Genomic DNA, 23,747 nt, shown 5'->3' on the forward strand with positions numbered 1-23,747 from the left:
TGACAGCATTTGCGCATCGCCCTAATTATCCATTGTAATTTAGGAAAGCTGTTTGGTCAAATTCGCCATTTCAATTGCTGTCGTAGCTGCTTCCCATCCTTTATTACCAGCTTTCGTCCCTGCACGCTCAACAGCCTGCTCAATGGAATCTGTAGTCAATACGCCGAAAATAGTCGGAACGCCGGTTTTCAGACTGATTGCCGCAACCCCTTTGGCAGCTTCATTGCACACGTAGTCAAAATGCGGAGTGGATCCGCGGATTACCGCACCCAAAGTAATAACTGCATCGTACTTACCGCTTTCCGCCATTTTTTGCGCAATCAGAGCAATTTCAAAAGCACCGGGAACCCAAGCAATCTCAATTTCCTCTTCCTCAACACCGTGTCGTTTCAAAGCATCCAAGGCACCGCCAAGCAGCTTGCTTGTAATAAATTCATTAAAACGACCAACTACAATACCATATTTCAAACCTTTTGAAATCAAATGTCCTTCGTATATTTTCGCCATGTTTTTACAACATCCTTCCAACGGATTATATTTTTATTAAGAAAATGTGTATTTTTCGACAAAAGTTTAAAACCGCAGCATATGGCCGAGCTTTTCCTGCTTCGTGTGTAAGTAGTTTGTGTTCGACTCGTTCTCTTCCATTTGAATCGGCACTCTCTCTACAACAGTCAAGCCATACCCCTCAAGACCTTTAATTTTACGCGGGTTATTCGTTAACAGCCGAATTTGGTTTACACCAAGATCCTTTAATATTTGTGCACCGATACCATAGTCACGTAGATCTGCAGCAAAGCCTAACTGTAAATTGGCATCTACGGTATCCAGGCCCTGCTCCTGCAGGACATAGGCTTTGAGCTTGTTGATTAGACCAATCCCGCGGCCTTCCTGCCTCATATACAGCAGCACGCCAGCGCCTTCCTCGTCAATCTGTTTAAGGGCTGCTTCCAACTGAGGTCCGCAATCGCATCTGTGAGAATGGAATACATCGCCGGTCAAGCATTCGGAGTGAACTCTGACCAGTGTAGGTACATTGCTGTCGATTTTCCCTTTAACTAATGCTACATGCTCTTTCTGATCCACCATATTGGAATAAGCGATGGCTGTGTAGACACCAAAGTCCGTAGGAAGCTTAGCTTCCACCTCCCGCTTCACCAGCTTTTCCTTATGATTCCGATATTGGATCAAAGCTTGAATGGTAATGATTTTCATATCATGCTTACGGCTGAATTCCATTAGCTCGGGGACACGGGCCATTTCCCCATCCTCTTTAATAATCTCGCAAATAACCGCTGCCGGATACGAGCCGCACATCCGAGCTAAATCAACGGCCGCTTCCGTATGGCCTGCCCGACGAAGCACCCCGCCTTTTTTTGCGATTAACGGGAATATATGTCCGGGACGCCGGAAACTGTGCGCTTTCGTCTTAGGATCGATAAGCGACTTCACCGTAAGAGACCGCTCTGAGGCGGAAATACCCGTTGTAGTATCCATATGATCGACAGACACCGTGAAAGCTGTACCGTGATAATCGGTGTTCTGAGTTACCATCGGAGGGAGTTCCAGCTCTTGCGCACGCTCTTCCGTAATAGGTGCGCATACAAGACCCCGGCCTTCCTTGATCATGAAATTTATGACCTCAGGGGTCGCTTTTTCGGCAAGAGCGATAAAGTCTCCTTCATTTTCGCGGTCCTCGTCATCGACGACGATAACGATTTTCCCTAGCATCAAATCATAAATGGCTTCCTCTATCGTATGAAATTGAAATGAAGTATCCATGTTCACACCCCGCCTTTCTAGTTAGTTAAATAAATCCGTTCTCCGCTAAAAATGCTTCCGTCAAGGCCCCCTGCTTACGTGCCGTTTCGCCGCTGCCGCTTGTGCGATGAGTCAGCAGCTTCTCCATATATTTGCCCAAAACATCAGCCTCAAGATTCACTTCATCGCCTGCTTTCTTATGTTGAAGGACTGTCTGGGCCAATGTATGCGGTATGATAGATACCGTAAATCGCTGCTCCGTTACTTGAACCAATGTAAGGCTTATGCCGTCGATGGTAATAGAGCCATGAGGAATCATATATCTCAGGATCGATGGCTCGGCTGGCTCCACTTGGAACACTACAGCGTTCTCTTCAGGATGCCTCTCGGTAATGACGCCGGTAGAATCCACATGACCTTGTACGATATGCCCTCCAAATCGTCCACCAGCAAGCATGGCACGCTCCAAATTGACCGGGTCACCCACATGCAGCTTTTGCAGAGAGGTTCTGCGGAACGTCTCCGGCATAACATCGACAGTAATCGAAGATTCATCGTATTGAACTACCGTTAAACAAACACCGTTAACGGATATACTGTCGCCCAAATGAACATCTTCCAATATCTTTTTAGCGCCGATGGTTAGAATCATCGCTTGCCCCTGCCTCGATATTCTTCTCATCGCGCCCATTTCTTCAATGATGCCCGTGAACATCCGCAACATTCACCTCGCTTCCATAAGTAGGATACCCGACTATACAAACATCCTTCTGAAATTGTTGAACAGAAATACGCTCTAACTCAATTGCCTCTTTCATCAACTCGAAACCGGCAAACTCGAAATTCGATGGTGCATCGGCCCCGCCCCCGACAATCTTGGGAGCATAGAAAAGCAGCATTTTATCGATTAATTGCTGCTCCAGCATCGCACCGTTCAGTTGACCTCCGCCTTCGAGCAGGATCGTAGCGATTTCCCTTTCACCCAACAGCTCCATCGCTTTCGGCAAATCAACACGAGGACCTTCTCCGCAAATTAGAATCGTCACACCAGCTGTTTCCAAAGCTCGACGTTTAACCTCGTCTGATTGTGCCGTTGTTAGGATTATTGTCTCTGTAGAGCGGTCAATAACGACATTGGCCGTAAGCGGCACTCGCAGCTTCGAATCCACAATAATGCGGATTGGGCTTAGTGCTGGAACGTCCAATCGGGTCGTTAAAAGAGGATTGTCGCTAAGCACCGTACCTACACCGACCATGATCGCTTGATTTCGATGGCGAAGAGTATGAACAAAGGCACGGGATTCAGGGTTCGTTATCCACTTGCTATCCCCTGTTCTCGATGCGATCTTTCCATCCAATGTGCTTGCTGTCTTCAATGTCACAAAAGGTCTTTTCGATACGATATACTTGTTGAATGCTTCGTTTAACGACACGGCCTGTTCTTGCATTAAGCCGACTTTCACCTCAATGCCGTGCTTCCTTAAACGCTCGATGCCGGTCCCGGCCACTAAGGGATTGGGATCTGTGCATCCGACGACAACCCGCTTCACCTTCTCTTTAATGAGCCTATCGCTGCAAGGCGGCGTCTTGCCATGATGAGAGCAAGGCTCTAAAGTAACATAGGCGGTCGCACCTTCCGCCTCAGATCCTGCCATTTGTAAAGCATGAATCTCCGCATGCGGCGTTCCGCGCTTCAGATGAGCCCCCATCCCGACGATACGGCCTTCCTTCACAAGTACACAGCCTACGGCAGGATTGATTCCTGTCTGACCAGAAGCTCCCTCGGCAAGCTGAATAGCCAGCTTCATATAGAACTCGTCGTTAATCAGCTCCACCGCTGCATCTCCTCCCCACTTGTGGCGTGCAATTTCCTTCAGATAACAACAGAAAAGGCCCTCTCTTCTACATGGAGAAAAGGGGCCTGGCTTTGATAGGCATATGCAAAAAACGCATAACTAAAGCTACATACGGCACGGCTAAATAAAGTTAAAGAAACAACTGTCACCATCTAATAAGGCAGCATATTCCCGATTTTTTCAAACGAAAATAAGCATTTCCCTCATGTGAAAATGACCCGTCCAGTTTCATGAACAGCCGTGACGAAATATCGCCGTTTGCATTTTTCCTTCTCCCATCCAGACTATACTGTCGGTCTCGGAGTTACACCGAGTCAGCCGGCCGCGGCTTAAAGCCACTGCGCGGGTCACGGACTAAGCAATGCGAAGATCGCAATGCATCACCGCCGGTGGGGAATTGCACCCCGCCCCGAAGGAAATTCTTATGAAAAACAAATCGTCAGTCATGACAACCAACGTTTGTCAGAAATAATAACACCCTGAAATGAAAAATGCAAGATGTTTCTGCTACCGTGCATTCTTCTCCCTCTAGGTCTTATTGATTAAAAGGCTTATAGGACGAGTTGAAATGGTCCATATCGATATTTTCCCAAATATTTTTGACATCCACCTGGTTGGGTTTGCTAAAAACCAGAAAAGCAGTAGGCAGATATCGCATTCCATAGCTGCTGGAAGGCTTATTCACAACTGCATTGTCTTTTACAAGCACGGAGGATGAACCCCCATCCAGGTTCGCTGCAGTAACAGCTCCTCTTTCCAACAAAATATTTTGAACGTCATATAAAGTCGCTCCAATTGAATAGCCAGGTTGGCGCCCATCAATAACGACGAACATGATTGTGCCGTCCTGCTTCTGGGCCATACAAGTTCTTGGAGCTATGCCCCATCCATCTGCTTGGTTTTTAATAAGCCCTTTGCCATTAACAATAAATTTAGGCTGAAAGGTTACAGCATCTCTCACGCCCATATCCAGCAGCTCGGATGGCTTGTACCGCCCTGCCACCATTAACCCGTTGCTATCTATCCCTACGACATTTACGGGATCTTCCATGCCTACATCGCTGTACAGCAGCTTGCCTCCCGACATGACAATCCCTGCCGGCTTAAATCCGTTACCATCCCAGTTTGGATCGTCGAAAGCCCCTCCGTTCACACCCGCTATGGCATTAGTTCTCTGAACCATGCTTAATATTTGCTCTCCTTGTCCAACAATGCTTGTTGTTACAACACGGATCATTTTGGGATCGTGGACGTACATAATGTGTCCTTTAAAATTCTTTCCCTCTATATCTTCAATTTCCACATTTTTGTTAGCCTTATTCTCCAGATCAATGTTGTGCTGGTCTTTAATTTGAGCCATTTCATCAAATTGCTTTTCATAGTCCAAGACTCTGCGGTTCAGTTCTTCTTCACCGATCAAATATTTCGCCCAGTGGCGATGCTGCGTTGTAATCAGTGTATCGGCCATCATATAACGAATCGTAGAGCCCAATGTCGTGCCATAAAACCATATGAGTGCAGCAAGTCCGAGTACGATCAGCAGAAGTAATGAATAGGCCAATTTGCGCTTTCTACGCTGCTTACGAGCGTTCTTACCGGTAGTCGTTCGAGTTGGTTGCAAGGACAAGCCTTGATTGCTATCCAAAATGATAACCTACTTTCATTCTAGTAATCTAAGATGTCTATTAAACAATACCATGAAAAAAAGATGAAAATGAACTGGGAATGAAATGAAATACGGAAATAACATGCAAAAAAAGACCGAAAACCCTTATCGAAAGGGAATTCGGTCTTTATCTTCGAGTCGATTATGCTTCGACTACTTTTACTGTTTCCATACGATCTCTGCCTTGGAATGCGTCTACATGCTCCATACCAGAAACAACTTTTCCAAATACAGTATGTTGGCCGTCCAAATGCGGTTGCGGTTGGTAGCAAATATAGAATTGGCTTCCACCTGTGTTGCGTCCGGCATGCGCCATAGCGAGCGAACCGCGCTCATGCTTGTTAGGGTTGATTTCGCAGTTGATTTTATAACCAGGACCGCCAGTGCCAGTACCAGTAGGGCAACCGCCTTGGGCTACGAAGCCAGGAATGACACGGTGAAATACCAACCCGTTGTAAAAGCCGTCGTTTGCCAGTTTCTCGAAGTTAGCAACCGTGTTAGGTGCGTCTTTTTCAAACAAATCGATAACGACTTCGCCACCGTTTGCTAATGTAATATGAGCTTGTTTTGCCATTATATGTACACTCCTTTATTATTCAATGTGTCCTATTGTACTATAACCGGAACGCGTTCACAAATCAGTTTTTTCGCTCAAGCAAAAAAGCCGGATCTCCGGTAACTTACCAGAGCCGGCTCTGAGAAAATCACACTGTTTTGGTTACTTGCTTCATGCGGGCAGGGATTACATCATTGCCTACAATATTGTCGTAAGTTTCACGCTGAACTACAACATCTGACTGACCATCCTTTACAAATACAACAGCTGGCCTGCGGATGCGGTTATAGTTGCTGGCCATAGCGTAATTGTACGCTCCTGTGCAGGAAACAGCCAAGACATCGCCGCTGTTAACTTTGGGAAGATTCACATCCCATATAAGCATATCTCCGCTCTCGCAGCATTTGCCGGCAACGGAGACCAGCTCATCTTCCGCTTCCGTAGCGCGGTTAGCCAGCATTGCTTCATATCGGGACTCATACAGCGCTTGACGCGGATTGTCTGTCATTCCGCCGTCTACAGCAACGTATTTACGAACGCCAGGAATATCCTTATAAGTACCGACCGTATAGAGAGTCGTACCGGCTTCGCCGACAATACTGCGGCCCGGCTCTACCCAAATTTCCGGCGTAGGGTAACTGTATTTACTGAAGTTTGTCTTGATCGATTGCGTAATAGCTTCAACATACTTGCTGACCGGCAATGGAGTGTCCCCGTCGACATAGCGAATTCCGAAGCCACCGCCCAAGTTGACAACACTGAAAACAACGTCTAACTCTTCTCTGACTTTAGCTGCAAAAGCGATTACTTTGTCAACTGCAAGTTGGAAGCCTTCCACTTCAAAAATTTGTGAGCCGATATGAGAATGCACTCCGAGCAGCTCAATATTTGGAAGCTGAATTGCTTCCTGGATCGCTCTATAAGCAGAACCGTTATCCAGATCCAGACCGAACTTGGAATCGATTTGCCCAGTCGAAATGTACTCGTGGGTATGTGCTTCTACACCAGGTGTAAGACGGAACAAAATTTTGACCTTCTGGCGCTTCTCGCCTGCAATTGCATTCAACAAATGGAGTTCCACCATGTTGTCGACAACAAAGCAGCCGATTTTGGCATCGATAGCCATCTCGATTTCTTGCGGTGATTTGTTGTTGCCGTGGAAATGAATTCTATCGGCCGGGAATCCTGCTTGCAGGGCTGTATACAGCTCACCGTCGGATACGACGTCAAGCGACATCCCTTCTTCCTCAACAATACGGCACATGGCCATTACACAAAACGCTTTGCTTGCATAAGCGACTTGAAATTTTAAGCCGGAAGCGCGGAATGCTTCTACGTATTCACGGCATCTTTGGCGAATTAATGCTTCGTCCATCACATACAGCGGTGTTCCGAAGCTTGCAACGAGATCCGTTGTATCGCAGCCGCCGATTTGGAGGTGCCCTTTATCATTAATTTTACTGGTTCCATGTAAGTACATAATCGGTTTCCCTCTTCCCCCTGAACATTACTTCTAAGGTACCATAATCGAATGCAGGCTGACAATAAGAGAAACGACGTAATTAATCAATAGCGAATCTTGAATATGCAAGTTAACCCTCGAGCTTACGACTTGGGCTGCCGTGTGTTATCCGTCGTTTGCGTTAAGCTCATGCGGTTTTTGCGGGCCATAAACGGACGGCGTACGATGATTTCATTCAGTGCCTTGAAATTAAACGGGATGAACGGCCACATATAAGGTGCGTTGTACGACCTTCTCGTTGCCAAATACACCAGCAATAAAGTAAAGCCTGCGACTACACCTGGCACTTTAAACACTGCGGCCAAAATCAGCAGACCGAGTCTGGCGAGACGATTCGCAAGACTAAGCTCATAGCTTGGTGTCGCAAACGTCCCGACAGCCGCTATAGCTAAATACAAAATGACCTCATTCACGAACAATCCGCTCTTTACAGCTACATCTCCAACCAATATAGCGGCAACCAACCCCATAGCCGTTGCCAACGGGGAAGGCGTATGTACAGCCGCCATCCTCATTAAATCAATCCCTAATTCAGCTATCAAAAATTGGGCAAGCAGCGGAAGCCTTCCTGTTTTTTGTGGACCCAGGAACTCTAATCCTGCCGGTTTAAGCTCAGGTGACGTAACAAGCAGGAACCAAAGCGGAAGCAAGAAGATAGATGCTGCAATACCTATGAACCTGACCCATCTCAGATAAGTACCAACAGCGGGGGTCTGCCTGTACTCTTCAGCATGCTGAACATGGTGAAAGAACGTTGTCGGCAATATGATAACGCTTGGCGACGTATCGACGAATACGGCGACATGTCCTTCAAGCAGGTGAACGGATACGATATCCGGTCTTTCCGAGTAACGAACACTCGGATAAGGGTTCCAGCTCTTGCCAACAATAGCTTCCTCAAGCTGCTTCTCCGCCAAGGGAAGTCCGTCGACTTCAACCTTCTGTATCTTATCTCGGATAGATTCCACCAGGGCAGGATCACAAATATCATCAATATAAGCCAAGCAAATATCCGTATGTGTCCTTCTCCCTGCTCTCAGCATCTCCAATTTTAGTTTAGGATCACGTATACGTCGACGCACTAAAGTAACGTTGGTTAGCAGTGTCTCGACAAAGCCGTCTCTTGCACCGCGAACTACCCGTTCCAGATCGGGTTCTTCTGTGGAACGGACGGGGAAGGTTTTGGCATCTACGATAATTGCAGAGGTTGCCCCTTCGAAGAAGAAGCCGCTCGCTCCCATCGAAACGTTGTCGATTACTTCGCTAAGCTTGTTAGTTTCCTTCACCTGGATGTGTGGAATAATTGCGTCCATGAACAGCTGTACCGCGTCCTGCCCTTTTCCGCCTTGGACTTGATGGGCCACCGGAGATTCGGTAATTTGACCTTCCAACGTTCGATTGGAAATTTCGGCGGCTGACATCCGGTCAAGTATCATGGTGAGAACAGTATCCTTGGCGAACCCGTTGTAATAGAATATTCCTGTCTTATGCCCTCCGAACACCATCTCTCTGAAGACAACGTCAAAGCTCTGATTCAAGCCAACTTCTTTCTCCAGTAGCTTGCTTAACTGTTTAAAATCTACTGGGATATGATCTTCCTTAGGTTGATTGCTGCTCTTCCCTTCAGATTGATCCGATCGATCTGAGGGCTCCTCTTCGACCTTATCGGCTTCCTCTTTAAACTCCGGCGGCTGCCAGTCATAAGACGAAATAATATTACCCTCGCTGTCAATTTCCAGCTTCCTTTCTTCTCCCGCCTCTTCACGTCCAGACATTTGTTTTGGCTTTATAGGTATCTTCTTCAATTCTGTCAGTCTCCCTTCACCCTCTGTACTATCCCAAAAAATTCAGCCAGTCCAGCAAGGAACCTAGTACTTTCCCAAAAATCATTGCCATGAGAAGCCAAATCATATATGAACCCATTCCGATTCGTTTGGTTAAAATGGGCAGCACATTCACAACCTCTGTGAGCGCTCCTGCAAGCATCCCGACAAAACCGCCGGCAAACAATCCGAACAGGCCAGCAGCCATCGGAAGAAAGGAATAGGACCAATTAAAAAAATCAGACAATGTAAAAAATAATGAGCCTGCAATGACGGATGCTTCATACCAGCGGATCAGATGGTAGGTCCGGGATATTTGAGCTAGTCGAGGGATGACGTCGAGAACGACGAGAAAAGCTACCATCCCGCTGCCTACTGCGATACCGCCTGCCAAACCAATGAACATTTGAAGCGGTATCGTCCACCACCCGTTCATTGCCGATCCCTCGCTTCATGAATTTTGATGTATTCCTCCGTCACTACGTAAGTGTTGACATTCTCTTGATACAAAAACATCTCGACTTCGAGAGGGCTCGGCTCCTCATTGAACTTCTTTTTGAAAAGGTGATTAAAAAAGACGATCATTCCAACACCAATCCCGATGGAGTAAGGTATTTGCAATATCAAAGGATGCTGTACCCATTTCCCTGTTAACAGCTGGTATATCCTCTGGTGTACTTCTGCCATACTGACATCGGCATGGAAGTTCATGATGGCAAGTCCCGAGCCTATAAACAAAAGAAACCAGACCACAATAATCTGGATGATGTTCGGAGGCTTGCGTGATTCATGAATGTCGACCAAGCAATGAGGCTCGCCAAAATGTTCTATTTGCAAAAACGGGTACTGTCGCTTCACACATTCGACGATCAGCATCATATCGATCAATATTTTATTGCCCTCTTTTTCCTTGGGCTGGTGGAGCAGCAAGTTTTTCAATGGTTCTTCATAATCAGAATCAACCAACAATTGTGCTATCCTGCCCAGGTAGATCGCCTCACCCCGGCGTACGCAAACCCGTTTGCGCAATCGGATATACAAGGTTGGATTGGAAGCAGTTCTCATCCCATTCACTCCCTTGTGCATTTATCCCATAGTATGAATAACAAACGGCGCTCATAGTCATTTGCTTCCTTGCCAAAAATTCACTTGAGGTGCTGCATAAACTTTTGCTTTTTATGAAAGATTAACAATATGACACAGACTCTCAATCCCAAGAAAGGGTGTTTCTAATGGGTAAAGTAGCTTTAACGCTGGTTATCATCGGAGCTTTGAACTGGCTGCTTGTCGGTCTATTCCAGTGGGACCTTGTAACGGCTATCTTCGGCGGGGATATCCATCGCACTTCCTCCGGACTCAGCCGGATTGTGTATACGTTGGTAGGTTTGTCCGGACTGTATTGCCTGAAGTATTTATTCATGGATGAATCCAGGGCACGTTAGTTAAATCACAATATAAAGCCGGACGACTTGTGACATGCGGATTCACAGGTTATCCGGTTTTTGTATTAAGTAAGAGTGCTTTCCACCAAAAAAACCAAACAGCCTATTGGGCTATTTGGTCTTTAATAGATTGCAATATTTTTTTCTCGAGTCTCGAAACCTGAACTTGAGAAATACCTAGGCGGCTCGCCACCTCGGACTGCGTCTGATCCCTGAAATATCGCAGGTATACAATCAGCCGCTCTCGCTCTGATAAACTTCCGATGGCTTCATTCAACGCAAGCTTCTCGAACCATTTATCCTGCGCATCATCTGCAATTTGATCCATAAGAGTAATCGGATCACCATCATTTTCAAATACGGTCTCGTGAATGGAGGACAACGGCTTATTTGCTTCCTGCGCGAAAACAACATCCTCCGGAGAAATCTGCAGTTCTTCCGCTACTTCAGAAATCGTCGGCAGGCGACCGTTGCGTTTGGAAAGCTCATCCTTCGTTTTGCGAATTTTATTCGCGAGCTCCTTCAAAGAGCGGCTCACCTTCAGTGTTCCATCATCCCGAAGAAAGCGCTGAATCTCACCAATAATCATAGGGACAGCATATGTAGAAAATTTGACATCATAGGATAAATCAAACTTGTCTACGGATTTCAGCAATCCGATGCAGCCAATTTGAAACAGATCCTCGGCTTCATATCCGCGGTTCAAAAAGCGCTGCACAACGGACCAAACCAAACGGATATTGCAGTTTACCAGGGTTTCCCTGGCAAGCGCGTCTCCGGATTGACTCAAAGCAATTAACCTTTTGACTTCGGCATCATCCAAATAGCTGTGGGAAGCATGTTTCAAATCGACATCCATAAGATCAGACCCCTAATTGAATAAAGCTTTTTTAGATTCAATTCGCTTTTTCATTTTAATTTTTGTTCCGATCCCGACTTCGGTAGTCACTTCAATTTCATCCATAAAGTTTTCCATAATCGTAAAGCCCATTCCTGAGCGCTCGAGCTCTGGTTTGGAAGTAAATAGAGGCTGTTTAGCCAGCTCTAAATCCTCGATACCAGCTCCTTGATCCTCGACGGTCAAATAGACCGTATCGTCTTGCATCTCAGCATGAATGGTAACGATACCATCAGGCCGATTGTTATAACCATGAATAATCGCGTTGGTTACCGCTTCGGAAACAACAGTCTTCAAATCGGTCAACTCATCTAACGTTGGATCAAGCTGAGAGACGAAGGAAGCGACTGTGACACGGGCAAAAGATTCATTCTCAGAGCGGCTAGCAAACTGCAGTGTCATAAAATTTCGTTCACTCATGATACGACCTCCAAACTGGTGAGAGCTTGTCTTTCGTTATCCTGAATAGACAAAATTTTAAATAAACCGGACATTTCAAACAAACGGTATACGGACGGGTTGACGTCACAAACAACCATTTTGCCGCCCTTGGCCGTAACTTGCTTGTAGCGTCCAAGGATGACTCCGAGCCCTGAGCTGTCCATGAAGGATAAGTCCTTCAAGCTCAAAACCATATGGCTCGTATTGCCTTTGTTGAGAGCTTCCTCCATACGCGTTTTAACGGAATCCGCGGTATGATGGTCCAACTCACCCTTTAGCCTGACGATCAGCGTTTTACGGTTATGCTCCAGTTCAATATGCAGACTCAAGCTGCTCACTCCTTCCCTTTCATGCACACTCATTTCTACATTGATTTTGCCTTTTCCTGCCCTCCGACAAAACTAGAAGAAATGCGCTAGAAATAGAAGAAATGTGACATTTTGTGCTTGAGCCGCACAATCGAACCGACTTCTATCATTTAATCAATAAAGAACAAACGTTTGACAGACCGTTTTGTTAGAACCCACAATCCTGCTTTTTTAACATCTTCAGGAGCAATAAGCGGGAACTCCGATAATACTTGATCGCCTTTATATACAACGATTTTACCTACTTGTTGGCCCTTCGTAATCGGAGCCTTCAAGTCTTGATCGAGCTGTACTTCATGACGGATGCCTTCGGCGGCTTCACCCTTTTTCAACAGCAGGCTGTAGCGCTGCGTTGCAGTCAAAGGTACCTGTGGCTTCTCACCTTTACTTATTCGGACCTGTCCAAGATCATCACCTTTGTTGACAATCGACAAGTTTGTATATTGAGAGAAGGCGTAATCGAACAAGCTCGATACTTCCGCATTGCGGGTTTTCGTGTTTGGCTCACCCATTACGACGCTGATGACGCGCAAATTATCTCTTTTGGCTGTCGCCGACAAGCAAAATTTCGCTTCACCCGTGTAACCTGTCTTTAGGCCGTCGGCACCGCTGTAAAAACGAACTAGCTTGTTCGTATTCACGAGCCAGAACGGCTTAGGTGTTTCTTTACGCAAATAGTCCTGATATGCCCCTGTAAACTGTGTAATTTCTTCATGCTTCAGCAGCTCTCGGGACATGATAGCAATATCTTGAGCAGAGGAATAATGATTATCCGCAGGGAGGCCGTTACAGTTCGCAAAATGAGTATTCTTCATTCCTAACTGTTGAGCGCGATCGTTCATCATCTGAACAAATGCTTGCTCGGAGCCGGCGATCTTCTCCGCCATAGCAACGGAAGCATCGTTTCCTGACGCCATGGCAATCCCCTTCAGCATGTCCTGAACTGTCATTTCTTCTCCTGGCTCAAGAAAGATTTGCGAGCCTCCCATGGATGCTGCATACTCACTGGTGCGTACTTTGTCATCCATCTTAAGCTTTCCTTGATCAATCGTTTCCATGATGAGCAGCATTGTCATGATTTTCGTGATACTAGCCGGAGGTAATTTCGCATCTTTATTTTTCTCGAAAATGACCGTCCCTGTATCCGCATCGACTGTTACTGCAGACATCGCATTTGGTGCCAAATCAACAGCTTGGTTCGGAGGCTTTTTCTCCTCCGCAAACGCCGCAGGCCATGCTAATGACGCTAGCAGCGAGATAGAAACGAACAGTTTAAGTACCTTGTTGAGCATACCTTTCTACCCCTCCAAAAAAAGTTATATTGCTGCTAATCAGTGTTGACTACTTTGCCTTTAAATATTCCAATCCGTGGAAAAAGAAAAAGCCGGGACACCGTCGTCCCGACTTTCGGTTATATTATTTATGGATTATACCTGTTAAATCATCTGAACCCCAAACTTAGTTACTACAGCATAAACAAGCGGAGGCCTTGCAACCTCACCATGGCTTATAGTGAACGAAGAACGGGTTCGACTGATCATTTCCCTCATAAAATTCTTGTCATTCTTGTTCATATGCAGCACCGCAAGAGGCTCATTGACCGCTACGTGGTCTCCCACTTTCTTACGCAGCACCATACCTACGGCCAAATCAATACGGTCGTCCTTGGTCGCTCTCCCAGCACCCAATAGCATAGCTGTAACCCCTAACTCTTCCGCATCGATATGGGAGACGGTACCTTCCTCTTCTGCTAGTACCTCAACTTGAAATTCCGCGTTAGGAAGCAGTGATGGGTCATCCGCCACATGGCTATCACCGCCTTGGGCATCAATTAGCTCTTTAAGCTTTTCTAACGCTATACGGCTATGTAGCAATTGATCTATCTTCTCTCTGGCTTCTTCATACGTGGCAGCTTTGCCGCCTAATCGTATCATATGTGCCCCAAGAATGAGACAAAGCTCGGTCAAATCATCCGGTCCCTCTCCCCTTAGCGTTTCAATAGCTTCCCGAACTTCTAACGCGTTGCCTATAGCAAGACCTAAGGGCTCATCCATATTCGTAATGACTGCTACGGTTTCCCGGCCCACCTGTTCTCCTATCTCTACCATGGCTTTGGCCAACTCGATGGAACCTTCCAGTGATTTCATGAATGCTCCGCTTCCGGTCTTCACATCAAGCACAATCGCGTCAGCACCTGAGGCAATTTTCTTACTCATGATGGAGCTGGCTATGAGTGGAATCGATTCCACCGTTGCCGTCACATCCCTGAGCCCGTACAGCTTCTTGTCAGCTGGAGTCATATTGCCCGATTGTCCTATGACGGCAACCCCTATACGTTGCACCTGCGTCAGAAATTGCTCTTTGGTAAGCTCGACCTTGTAACCGCTTATCGCTTCAAGCTTATCAATTGTGCCCCCCGTATGTCCTAGACCCCTACCTGACATCTTGGCAACCGGTACGCCTGCAGCAGCCACTAAAGGTCCCAGAATTAATGTGGTCGTATCTCCAACCCCTCCCGTACTGTGCTTATCGACCTTAATGCCTGGAATCGACGTTAAGTCAGCTTGATCCCCTGAAGCAGCCATAGCCAGAGTCAAATCGGCCGTTTCTTTTGCCGTCATCCCATTAAAAAAGACTGCCATTGCGAAAGCAGACATTTGATAATCCGGTATTTCTCCATTGCAGTACCCTTGAATTAAAAATTGTATTTCTTCCGTCGACAGCACTTCGCCATCACGCTTCTTCTGAATAAGATCTACAGTTCTCAATACGATTCACCTCACACCAGGAAATTTACAACTATTTCCGTTTATTATAAGGGGCTTAAGACAAAAAGAAAAGGAAGCCGGTCTCGGCTTCCTTTGGGCTGTTCAACTTATTGAACAACAAGTTTAGTTTTCATTTCGGCATGTCCAGGACCACAAGGAAGCACGCAGTGCACTTCATATGTACCTGGTTTGTCAAAGGTTACTTCAGCAGATTTCGTGTTGTTGTCGAGCTTCACGTTCAATCCTACGATTTCCATCGCATGAAGGCCTTCTTTGTTCATAAGAGAAACGGTAACTTTTTCGCCAGCTTTCACTGTATATTCAGGCTTATCGAACTGATAGTTCGACGCCACGAATTTCAACTGGGGTCCGGCTTTCGCTTCCGATGCCATTTGCGCTTGGCGCTCAGAAATATTTTGGAACAACACCCCTGCACCTAAAAGACAGGCTACGATAAACAAAGTAAACATGATCCACTTTTGCATTTGGAAATATCCCCCTTACAGTTTTACCATCAGACGTATAGCCTTATTGTACATAATGAAACGCGGTTTACCTATTCCTTTTCGAGGGAATCCGGTGAAAAATTTGTGACAATTTATCACAATTCGTTTCTCCAAATATTCTACCATAACTTTATTCAAAAACAAAAAGCCCCCGAATTTAGAATCGATGAGCTTTTCAGAAAGGTCTTGAGTGTTATCGTCGACCTCGGTCAAGGCTGTAAAAACCAACACCCATTGCTGATTTCTTGGCCTCTTTGGCTTGAAGTTCCCGAATGTCTTGTGACAATCTGCTGCTGCAAGGAAAACATAAATTATGTTGATGGATCGGGCTGCCACAGCTGTTGCACGGATAAGTTAAAGAAGGAAAATCGGCGACCGATAATCGCTTATCCTTAATCCATTCCGTTAAGCGCTGCTTACTCACTCCGGTCGCGTTTCTTAATTGTTCTGTCGAAGCTTTACGATTGTGCAGCATGAAGCGGTAACAAGCATCGAATTCATGGTCTATTGATTTGATACAGTCCATACACAAATTGCGCAAGTTTCTTTGAAACACTTTACCGCATCCCGGACAATTGGCCACCGCCAAAATACTCATCGCCGCCACTTCCCAACCTTGTATGTAAGTACTTTGTGCCTAGATTATAGCATGAAAGAACTATCCTTCATAGGTCCAATATCACAATTTCGTTATTATTTATTAAGATACCCCGACGAACAGTTTCCTGAACCGCACATGGAATTTATAGCTTGGAATTCTGCAAGAAACGATTGCTTTGCTTATGTATATGCGAGACAGCAGCTTGTCATACTATAAAAGCTTGTTTAATCAAGATTCCATAAGCTCGGAGGTGACGAGGATGTCTGACAAACAACAAGGCCATGCAAATCAAAATACTACGACCCGCACAAGCGATAAAAGCTCCAAAAAATCCAATAAACGTTAGTAAGATGCCTTAGATAAAAAGGAAGACTGCCACCCAACGGTCTGCTTTGTTTAAGCAGCTCCGAGGGATGGCAGTCTTATTCGTTTGTATCTATGACAAGTTCAGCAGGCTGATGCTCAGGGATCCATACTTGGAATGCACTCCCCCGTCCATCCTCACTATTCACAGTAATAGTACCGCCATGAAGGTCTACGATTGTTTTAGTGATAGAGAGGCCAAGTCCCGCTCCACCGTATTTGCGTGCACGGGAAGTGTCGATACGGTAAAAGCGGTCAAATAAATGCGGGATATGCTCCTCAGGAATACCTGAACCATTATCCCGAACCGTTAACTTAACTCCTTTGGAATAAGAACCTACTCCAATTTCAATGTGTCCGGTCGTCGCATTAGTGTGCTGAACGGCATTATGGAACAAGTTCAAGATGACCTGTTTCATTTTATCTTGATCGAAAACGCATTTCGATTGAGGCTCAAGCTCAAAGCTGACTTTCCGTTCACCCGCCAAGAGACGAAGCTGCGTCTCCATGCTATGAACAACCTCATCAAGTAGTCCCTCCTGCATTTCGGATGTCGGAGTACGGTCGAGCCGCGCCAGCATAAGAAGATCCTGCACCAGCTTATTGATTCTCTCCGATTCGGAATACATGCTGGTCAGCGCTTTATGAAGCTGTTCCGGCTGATTGACAGCACCACGCAGCAGTATTTCCAAAAAGCCGTGAATCGAAGTTAACGGCGTACGAAGCTCATGTGATGCATCCGCGATAAATCTTCGCATCCTCTCTCTCGCTTCCTTCTCGGCCTCGAAAGATGCCTCCAATCTCTCAAGCATCCGGTTGAAGGAAATCGACAATCTGTCAATTTCCAATTGCTTCTGCCTGCCTGGCAATCTTTCGTCGAGATTACCCGCATCAATCTTTTCAACGGTTCCCACCATCTTGGACAGTGGAACTAAAGTACGTTTCAGCACCGGAATAAAGGTTAGCAGCCCGAAGACAAGAGCAAGTAAAGAAAGACCTATAAAGGTAACCAACAGGAGCAGCAGTACGTCTTTAAGGGGTGCCGTGCCTGTGTTAACTTGAGCAAGCCCCAACACTTTCCCACGATTGACAATCGGCTGAAGAACGACGAGCTGCTCCACTCCATTGTCGTCTTGAACAATCTTATAGTTAAGCCCAGGCTTCATGTTCATAGCATCCAGATATTCTTGCTGAGACAGCTTTATTGTCGTTCCTGTCTCTGGAGGATCTACAATCAACTTGTAATTGCCGTCGGTATCTACAAAAGCAACCGATGAATCCTGTGAGAAAAACAACAGCCGCATCGGCGGGTCCCTTCTGGGCCCTAGCTGTTCTTTATTCATGTTTGGCCATGCTTCTCGGGGAATAGACATAATCTGGCTTTGAATGCTCTCTGCCTTATTCTTAAAAACGAATTGCTGCATAAACAAGTATTGAAAAATACCGATAAGCAGCAGCAATCCGGCAAGTATCAACAAAGAGCGGGACAAAAGCTGATATCGTAAAGAACGGGGCGCAAATAAGCGAGCGAACCGTTTCAATACACCACGTTTCATGGCAGATCGACCCTATACCCGGCACCGCGCAGCGTACGGATCAGCCGATGTTCCTTATCGTTCAATTTATCCCTTAAAGATCGGATATACACTTCGACTATATTTTCTTCCCCGCCAAAATCATAGCCCCAAACTTTGTCCAAAATTTTGCTTTTACTGAGCACAAGCCCATGATTAATAACTAGGAATGATAGCAGCTCGTACTCCGTTGGAGATAGCTCCAGCACCCGGTTATCATAGCTGATTTCTTTACGTCTGTCATCGATTCGAAAGGGTCCGATGGCAACCTCCCCTAATAAATTAGGGAAATGGTTACGGATTCTTGCGTGGATGCGTGCAAGCAGCTCTTCAAAGCTAAAAGGCTTTGACATATAGTCGTCCGCCCCAAGCGTGAGCCCTTTTACCCGATCCTCTACCTCCTCTTTAGCCGTCAGCATGATGACCGCGATGTTTTCCGTTTTTTTTAGCATTCGGCACACCTCAAAGCCGTCCATACCAGGCATCATGACATCGAGTATCGCAATATGCGGTTGAAATTGTCTTGCGGCTGTAATAGCTGCAAAGCCGTCCTGAGCCGTCTCCACATCAAAGCCTTCATTTTGCAAACCTAACTCCAAAAATTGCAATATATTAGGCTCGTCGTCCACGAGTAAAATTTTGATTCCTTTTAACTGATTCATCCTATAATCCCCCCGAAATCCATTGTACACCATTTTATCCTAGATGCACTCTTATTATCCAACTTTGAACTGAAACCGATCTGAACGAAAGCTGAACGTACGCTGAAAATAAAATCCGTTCGAATATAGGGTTGTACGTAGTGTTACCTCTCAGCAAATATTCAGCGGGCACTCACCTACAGTTAAGGTTGCAGGTACATAATGATGCCATGAAAGTCAACCAATAAAACTGCAATTATGGAGCGGGAGTGAATACATGATTATGAATCAACATCGAAGTCGAATCCCAAGAGTGGACATCGCTCTTATCTTTATAGCTGTATTGTCCGCATTTCTGAATTTGTTCAATATTTGGAAAGAAAACTATGTCAATGCCTATTACACCTCAGCTGTGCAGAGTATGCTGCAAAGCTTTCATAATTTTTTCTATGCTTCCTTCGACCCAGCTGGGTACGTTACGGTTGATAAACCGCCAGTCACCTTCTGGTTCCAGACCATTAGCGCAGCAATATTCGGCCTGCACGGCTGGAGTGTAATCCTACCTCAGGCGTTAGCAGGAATCGGATCGGTATTATTTATTTACTTTTTAGTGAAACCGTCGTTTGGAACAACTGCTGCACGAATAGGTGCCTTAGTAATGGCATGTACTCCTATTGCCACAGCGGTTGCCAGAACGAATAACGTCGATAGCTTGCTCGTATTTACTCTGCTCGTAGCTGCTTGGATGTTGTTCAGAGCATTAAGACGTCAGCAAGCATGGTGGATATTGGGTGCCTTTGCCGTCATCGGTGTCGGCTTTAACATGAAAATGATGCAAGCTTACATGGTCGTACCGGCCTTCGGTTTATTTTATCTGCTGGCCTTTAAAGCGAACTGGAAAAAAAAGTCAAGCCTATTAGCTGGAGCTGCCGCCGTCTTACTCCTAGTCTCCATGTCATGGCCTGTCATTGTCGATTCCATTCCTAAGGAAAATCGGCCTTACATCGGCAGCAGCCAAACCAATTCTGTTCTGGAGCTTGCTTTTGGCTACAATGGGATTCAACGATTGACAGGAAAAAATGGCGGAGGTGCCGGTAAAAGCGACGGAGCTCAAAATCGAAGCTTCTCTGAACGCCCACAAGGGCAGTTTGAAGGCGGAGCAGGAATGAATCAAGCCCAAGGACAAGGAGATGACAGCAGCCGCTCTGGGCTATCACCAAGAGAGTCGGGAGGCTCATACGGCATTTCGCAATCATTCAACCCATCTGATACTGCTTACAGCTCTTCCCCGCCTCAAAGAATGTCTGAAGGAATGACGCAGGATAAAACCGAGTTCGACGGTCAGATGCCTAACCAGGGAGACGGAGGAAACGGTCGGGTCAGCGGTGGCGGTCCGATGGACGGAGGAGGAGCTATGGGTGGCGGAGGCATGTTTGGAACAGGCAATCCAGGACCGCTCCGATTGTTTCAATCTGGACTATCGGGACAAATAAGCTGGCTCATTCCCTTTGCAGCATTCGGATGCGTTGGTCTGCTTGCAGGTATCCGCAGAAAAACAGGTCTGACCTCCCAACACAAAGAAACGTTTTTCTGGTTGGCATGGCTTATTCCAGGCATGATTTTTTTCAGTATCGCTGGATTTTTCCATCAATATTATCTTATTATGCTTGCCCCTCCTATCGCTGCCTTAATGGGCGCAGGTTGGGTAGCCCTATGGAAATCGTATAAAGCAAGCGCAGGCTGGACTTCGTGGCTTCTGCCTATCGCAGTTCTTGCTACAACCGCCTTTGAAGTCGTTGTTTTGTATGAAAACATTACAACCATCCATGCCGCATGGCTCTATGGAGTCGGTGCAGCAGGATTAGCCGTAACGGTAGTCCTTGTACTGATCAGACAAAAAGAAAAGCCCTACACTTATTACGCGGCACTGGCCAGCCTTTTCATTTTGTTGGCTGCTCCATTGTACTGGACGGCTACTCCAATTATATATGGTCAAAATAGCAAGCTTCCGCAAGCAGTACCTCAAGTTAGCGGTAGTGATCGCGGTGGAATGCAGTTAGGAGGTAACGATCAAGTGAATACCGCTCTGCTGTCTTATATAACCAGTCATAACACTGGCGAGACCTATTTATTCGGAACTACCAATGCGACAACAGCAGCACCTTATATTATTGAATCGGGCAAAGCTGTAATGGCGATGGGCGGCTATAGCGGCTCAGATCCTATCATGACGCTGGACAGATTGAAACAACTGGTCGCCGATAAACAAATCAAATATTTCTTATTCCCCTCGAGCGGTGGATTTGGCGGAGGGCCTGGAGGCCAAGGTGGCAGCTCGGAAGTGCAGCAGTGGATTAAGAGCAACAGCGAGATCGTTCCTCAATCTGAGTGGCAATCTACTACCGCGAGCAATTCCGAGAATAATCGTTCATTCGACAGAAACAGCAATTTAACACTATATGAAATAAAGACATCAAATTAAATGGATATTAAGCCATTCAAAAGGAGGTAGACGAGAAATGGATACACCCATTCGTTATTCCATCGTCATCCCTGTCTATAATGAAGAAGCCGTCATCCATGAGACATACCGTCGGCTCAAAACCGTAATGAACAAAACAGGCGAAACGTACGAGCTTCTGTTTGTAAATGATGGCAGCCGTGATAATACGTCCACGATTCTTATGGAATACAGTCAATTGGACAACACGGTTAAACTGATCGATTTCTCTAGAAACTTCGGTCATCAGATAGCCATTACAGCAGGAATGGACTATGCATTAGGAAATGCAGTCATTGTTATTGACGCCGATCTTCAGGACCCACCGGAGCTTATTTTAGAATTGATCTCCAAATGGAAAGAAGGGTTCGACGTTGTTTATGCCAAACGGACTAAGCGTAAGGGAGAAACCTTTTTCAAAAAGCAGACGGCCCGTCTCTTCTATAGGCTCCTTAGTGCTTCAACCGACATTGCTATCCCTATCGACACTGGCGATTTTCGGCTGCTAGACCGTAGAGTTTGCGACGAGCTGAAGCGAATTCCTGAAAGCAACCGATTCGTCCGGGGGCTGGTCAGCTGGGTAGGCTTTCGGCAAACTGCGGTTGAGTATGAACGGGATGAACGCCTTGCAGGGGAAACCCATTATCCGCTCAAAAAAATGCTAAAGCTTAGCTTGGACGGAATCACATCGTTTTCTTACAAGCCTTTGAAATTAGCCAGTTATTTAGGTTTTATCCTATCTATTTCCGGATTCATTTATATGCTGTACGTCTTGTACGCCAAGCTTTTTACCGATGCTGCAATACCCGGTTGGACATCCATCACGATCATTCAGCTCTTCTTCAATGGGTTTATTCTCATTATGCTTGGGGTAGTTGGTGAATATATCGGACGTATCTATGATGAAACAAAGGGCCGCCCTTTATATATCGTCCGCAAAAGTTATGGAACTGAAAAGAAAAATGATGAGATGAACAAACCGGCTGGTGCACGTTATGAGTAAGCCTTTGGTCCGCTTAGTCAAATTCAGTATTGTCGGTGTGATGAATTCCGGAATTGATATATTTATTTTTGCAATGCTTAGCTACTTCGGTACCCATTATCTAGTGGCCCAGTGCATTTCATTCTTCTGTGGTGTGCTGAACAGCTATGCCTTCAACCGTTCATGGACGTTTCAGCAGAAAGGCAGAGTCGACAAACGCGAATTCACCAAATTTTTCATGCTCAACTTGGTCGTGCTGCTCTTTACTTCATGGGTACTGTCTCTTTTATATACGGGGGCAAGCTTACCGCTTTCGGTTAGTAAACTGGTGTCAGCAGCGTCTGGTGCATTCCTTAATTTTGCCGGCAGCCGCTTGTGGGTCTTTCGATTATCCAGTGAAAAAAAGGAGGGAACGTTATGAAAATTAGAAAAGCTGTTATTCCTGCCGCCGGTTTAGGCACCCGCTTTCTCCCAGCTACTAAAGCACAGCCCAAAGAGATGCTCCCCATTGTAGATAAACCGGCTATTCAATATATTGTGGAGGAAGCGGTCCAATCCGGTATTGAAAGCATCATTATCGTGACTGGGCGCAATAAGAAATCAATCGAGGATCACTTCGATAAATCCTTCGAGCTGGAGCAAACCTTGCTTGAGAAAGGCAAGATGGACATGCTAGACGAAGTACAGCGCATTTCCGATATGGCCTCCATTCACTATATCCGGCAAAAAGAGCCTTTAGGTCTAGGTCATGCTATATTATGTGCGCAGCAATTTATAGGCGATGAGCCATTCGCCGTCCTCTTAGGCGATGATATTATGGTATCTGATACTCCTGCGCTGCAGCAGATGATTCATGTCTATGAGGCTTTCGATGCTCAAGTCATTGGCGTCCAGCATGTCGAAGCAGCTGAGGTCAATAAATACGGCATAATCGCACCGGCTAGACAGCATCGTCAAGTGTATGAAGTCAAGGATTTAGTAGAGAAGCCTGATCCCGCAGTTGCTCCCTCTACTATCGCAATCATGGGAAGGTATGTTTTGAAACCGTCGATCTTCTCCCATCTCGAAAAGATTGACAGAGGAGCCGGGAACGAATTTCAGCTGACAGATGCGCTTCGAGAAGCATGCCGGCATGAGCAGCTTTTGGCCTTGGATTTGCTAGCAAATCGCTATGATATCGGGGATAAGTTAGGCTACATGAAAGCTATTGCTGAAATTGGCTTGCAGAGAGAAGAACTGCGCCCACAACTGCTCTCTTACCTTCAGCAGCTAGTGAAACTGGAGTCGCAAAAGGAAGGCTTGAAGCTGAGTTACCGTAATGGTTCGATTGAGGTTTATTGAGGGTGGAAGCGAAGTATAACCTCCGCAATTTGATCCTGATGGAGCGTCTGCAGGGGGTTGCCTTCATTCTCCATATCTTGGATAAGTGAGCATGAAGGCAATCCTGCACGCGCATTGCTGAAGTCTGATTTATTTAGA

General features: G+C 46.1%; 24 protein-coding genes and 1 riboswitch. Of the genes, 5 read left to right on the plus strand and 19 right to left on the minus strand.

Annotated features, from left to right (window positions below; all coding sequences use genetic code 11):
* Positions 1-39: 39 nt before the first annotated feature.
* The 10 genes from ribH to BP97_RS0108545 all read right to left on the minus strand — a co-directional run bounded on the left by ribH (position 40) and on the right by BP97_RS0108545 (position 10,249).
* Entirely contained in the window at positions 40-507 is a 468-nt protein-coding gene (ribH, locus tag BP97_RS0108500) for a 6,7-dimethyl-8-ribityllumazine synthase (RefSeq protein ID WP_028548719.1), read from the minus strand.
* Between the two features lie 66 nt (positions 508-573).
* Positions 574-1,782 carry a bifunctional 3,4-dihydroxy-2-butanone-4-phosphate synthase/GTP cyclohydrolase II gene (locus BP97_RS0108505; RefSeq protein WP_028548720.1) on the minus strand — a complete coding sequence of 403 codons (1,209 nt, stop codon included), beginning with the start codon at positions 1,780-1,782 and terminating at the stop codon, positions 574-576.
* Positions 1,783-1,807: 25 nt separating this feature from the next.
* Positions 1,808-2,476 (minus strand): riboflavin synthase, encoded by a 669-nt coding sequence (ribE, locus tag BP97_RS0108510; protein ID WP_028548721.1) that lies wholly within the window; start codon positions 2,474-2,476, stop codon positions 1,808-1,810.
* Positions 2,457-3,596 carry a bifunctional diaminohydroxyphosphoribosylaminopyrimidine deaminase/5-amino-6-(5-phosphoribosylamino)uracil reductase RibD gene (gene ribD, locus BP97_RS0108515; protein ID WP_028548722.1) on the minus strand — a complete coding sequence of 380 codons (1,140 nt, stop codon included), beginning with the start codon at positions 3,594-3,596 and terminating at the stop codon, positions 2,457-2,459. The genes ribE and ribD overlap by 20 nt, the downstream gene beginning before the upstream one ends.
* Before the next feature lie 284 nt (positions 3,597-3,880).
* A riboswitch (FMN riboswitch) is annotated at positions 3,881-4,038 on the minus strand.
* A gap of 114 nt (positions 4,039-4,152) precedes the next feature.
* Complete coding sequence (locus BP97_RS0108520; RefSeq protein WP_442952357.1) at positions 4,153-5,268, minus strand: phosphodiester glycosidase family protein; 1,116 nt, start codon at positions 5,266-5,268, stop codon at positions 4,153-4,155.
* A gap of 157 nt (positions 5,269-5,425) precedes the next feature.
* Positions 5,426-5,857 (minus strand): peptidylprolyl isomerase, encoded by a 432-nt coding sequence (locus BP97_RS0108525; protein ID WP_028548724.1) that lies wholly within the window; start codon positions 5,855-5,857, stop codon positions 5,426-5,428.
* 130 nt (positions 5,858-5,987) lie between these two features.
* A complete protein-coding gene (gene lysA / locus BP97_RS0108530) occupies positions 5,988-7,319 on the minus strand; it encodes a diaminopimelate decarboxylase (protein ID WP_028548725.1) in 1,332 nt (443 codons plus the stop codon).
* 125 nt (positions 7,320-7,444) lie between these two features.
* Positions 7,445-9,136, minus strand: a complete 1,692-nt coding sequence (locus BP97_RS0108535; protein WP_051620475.1) for a spore germination protein — start codon at positions 9,134-9,136, stop codon at positions 7,445-7,447.
* Between the two features lie 58 nt (positions 9,137-9,194).
* Complete coding sequence (locus BP97_RS0108540; protein WP_028548727.1) at positions 9,195-9,620, minus strand: stage V sporulation protein AB; 426 nt, start codon at positions 9,618-9,620, stop codon at positions 9,195-9,197.
* Entirely contained in the window at positions 9,617-10,249 is a 633-nt protein-coding gene (locus BP97_RS0108545) for a stage V sporulation protein AA (protein WP_028548728.1), read from the minus strand. The genes BP97_RS0108540 and BP97_RS0108545 overlap by 4 nt, the downstream gene beginning before the upstream one ends.
* A gap of 167 nt (positions 10,250-10,416) precedes the next feature.
* On the opposite strand from BP97_RS0108545, the gene BP97_RS0108550 reads away from it, so the two are divergent.
* The gene (locus tag BP97_RS0108550) at positions 10,417-10,626 is read left to right on the plus strand and encodes a DUF378 domain-containing protein (RefSeq protein WP_028548729.1); all 210 of its coding nucleotides are present in this window, start codon (positions 10,417-10,419) and stop codon (positions 10,624-10,626) included.
* A 103-nt stretch (positions 10,627-10,729) separates the two neighbouring features.
* On the opposite strand, the gene sigF is transcribed toward BP97_RS0108550, so the two are convergent.
* From sigF to BP97_RS0108600, 9 genes are all read right to left on the minus strand, one after another.
* A complete protein-coding gene (sigF, locus tag BP97_RS0108555) occupies positions 10,730-11,485 on the minus strand; it encodes an RNA polymerase sporulation sigma factor SigF (protein ID WP_028548730.1) in 756 nt (251 codons plus the stop codon).
* A gap of 12 nt (positions 11,486-11,497) precedes the next feature.
* Positions 11,498-11,944, minus strand: a complete 447-nt coding sequence (spoIIAB, locus tag BP97_RS0108560; RefSeq protein WP_028548731.1) for an anti-sigma F factor — start codon at positions 11,942-11,944, stop codon at positions 11,498-11,500.
* Complete coding sequence (gene spoIIAA, locus BP97_RS0108565; protein ID WP_028548732.1) at positions 11,941-12,294, minus strand: anti-sigma F factor antagonist; 354 nt, start codon at positions 12,292-12,294, stop codon at positions 11,941-11,943. Before spoIIAA ends, spoIIAB begins: the two co-directional genes overlap by 4 nt.
* A gap of 149 nt (positions 12,295-12,443) precedes the next feature.
* Positions 12,444-13,625 (minus strand): D-alanyl-D-alanine carboxypeptidase family protein, encoded by a 1,182-nt coding sequence (locus tag BP97_RS0108570; RefSeq protein WP_028548733.1) that lies wholly within the window; start codon positions 13,623-13,625, stop codon positions 12,444-12,446.
* 144 nt (positions 13,626-13,769) lie between these two features.
* The gene (locus BP97_RS0108575; protein ID WP_028548734.1) at positions 13,770-15,101 is read right to left on the minus strand and encodes a pyrimidine-nucleoside phosphorylase; all 1,332 of its coding nucleotides are present in this window, start codon (positions 15,099-15,101) and stop codon (positions 13,770-13,772) included.
* Between the two features lie 107 nt (positions 15,102-15,208).
* Positions 15,209-15,586 (minus strand): cupredoxin domain-containing protein, encoded by a 378-nt coding sequence (locus BP97_RS0108580; protein ID WP_028548735.1) that lies wholly within the window; start codon positions 15,584-15,586, stop codon positions 15,209-15,211.
* 214 nt (positions 15,587-15,800) lie between these two features.
* Entirely contained in the window at positions 15,801-16,205 is a 405-nt protein-coding gene (locus tag BP97_RS39600) for a flagellar protein (RefSeq protein WP_081823983.1), read from the minus strand.
* Positions 16,206-16,630: 425 nt separating this feature from the next.
* Positions 16,631-18,127, minus strand: coding sequence for a sensor histidine kinase (locus tag BP97_RS0108595; protein ID WP_028548737.1), 1,497 nt, complete (start codon positions 18,125-18,127; stop codon positions 16,631-16,633).
* Entirely contained in the window at positions 18,124-18,807 is a 684-nt protein-coding gene (locus tag BP97_RS0108600) for a response regulator transcription factor (protein ID WP_028548738.1), read from the minus strand. The genes BP97_RS0108595 and BP97_RS0108600 overlap by 4 nt, the downstream gene beginning before the upstream one ends.
* Positions 18,808-19,063: 256 nt before the next feature.
* On the opposite strand from BP97_RS0108600, the gene BP97_RS0108605 reads away from it, so the two are divergent.
* From BP97_RS0108605 to galU, 4 genes are read left to right on the plus strand one after another with little or no spacing between them, the layout of a single operon-like run.
* A complete protein-coding gene (locus BP97_RS0108605) occupies positions 19,064-21,268 on the plus strand; it encodes an ArnT family glycosyltransferase (RefSeq protein WP_231506251.1) in 2,205 nt (734 codons plus the stop codon).
* Positions 21,269-21,305: 37 nt separating this feature from the next.
* Complete coding sequence (locus BP97_RS0108610) at positions 21,306-22,289, plus strand: glycosyltransferase family 2 protein (RefSeq protein ID WP_028548740.1); 984 nt, start codon at positions 21,306-21,308, stop codon at positions 22,287-22,289.
* Positions 22,282-22,689 carry a GtrA family protein gene (locus BP97_RS0108615; RefSeq protein ID WP_028548741.1) on the plus strand — a complete coding sequence of 136 codons (408 nt, stop codon included), beginning with the start codon at positions 22,282-22,284 and terminating at the stop codon, positions 22,687-22,689. Before BP97_RS0108610 ends, BP97_RS0108615 begins: the two co-directional genes overlap by 8 nt.
* Positions 22,686-23,609 carry a UTP--glucose-1-phosphate uridylyltransferase GalU gene (gene galU, locus BP97_RS0108620; protein WP_028548742.1) on the plus strand — a complete coding sequence of 308 codons (924 nt, stop codon included), beginning with the start codon at positions 22,686-22,688 and terminating at the stop codon, positions 23,607-23,609. Before BP97_RS0108615 ends, galU begins: the two co-directional genes overlap by 4 nt.
* The last annotated feature ends 138 nt before the right edge of the window (positions 23,610-23,747 follow it).

Origin of the sequence: Paenibacillus sp. UNC451MF (genome assembly GCF_000686845.1) — a bacterium.
Taxonomy (GTDB): Bacteria; Bacillota; Bacilli; order Paenibacillales; family NBRC-103111; genus Paenibacillus_S.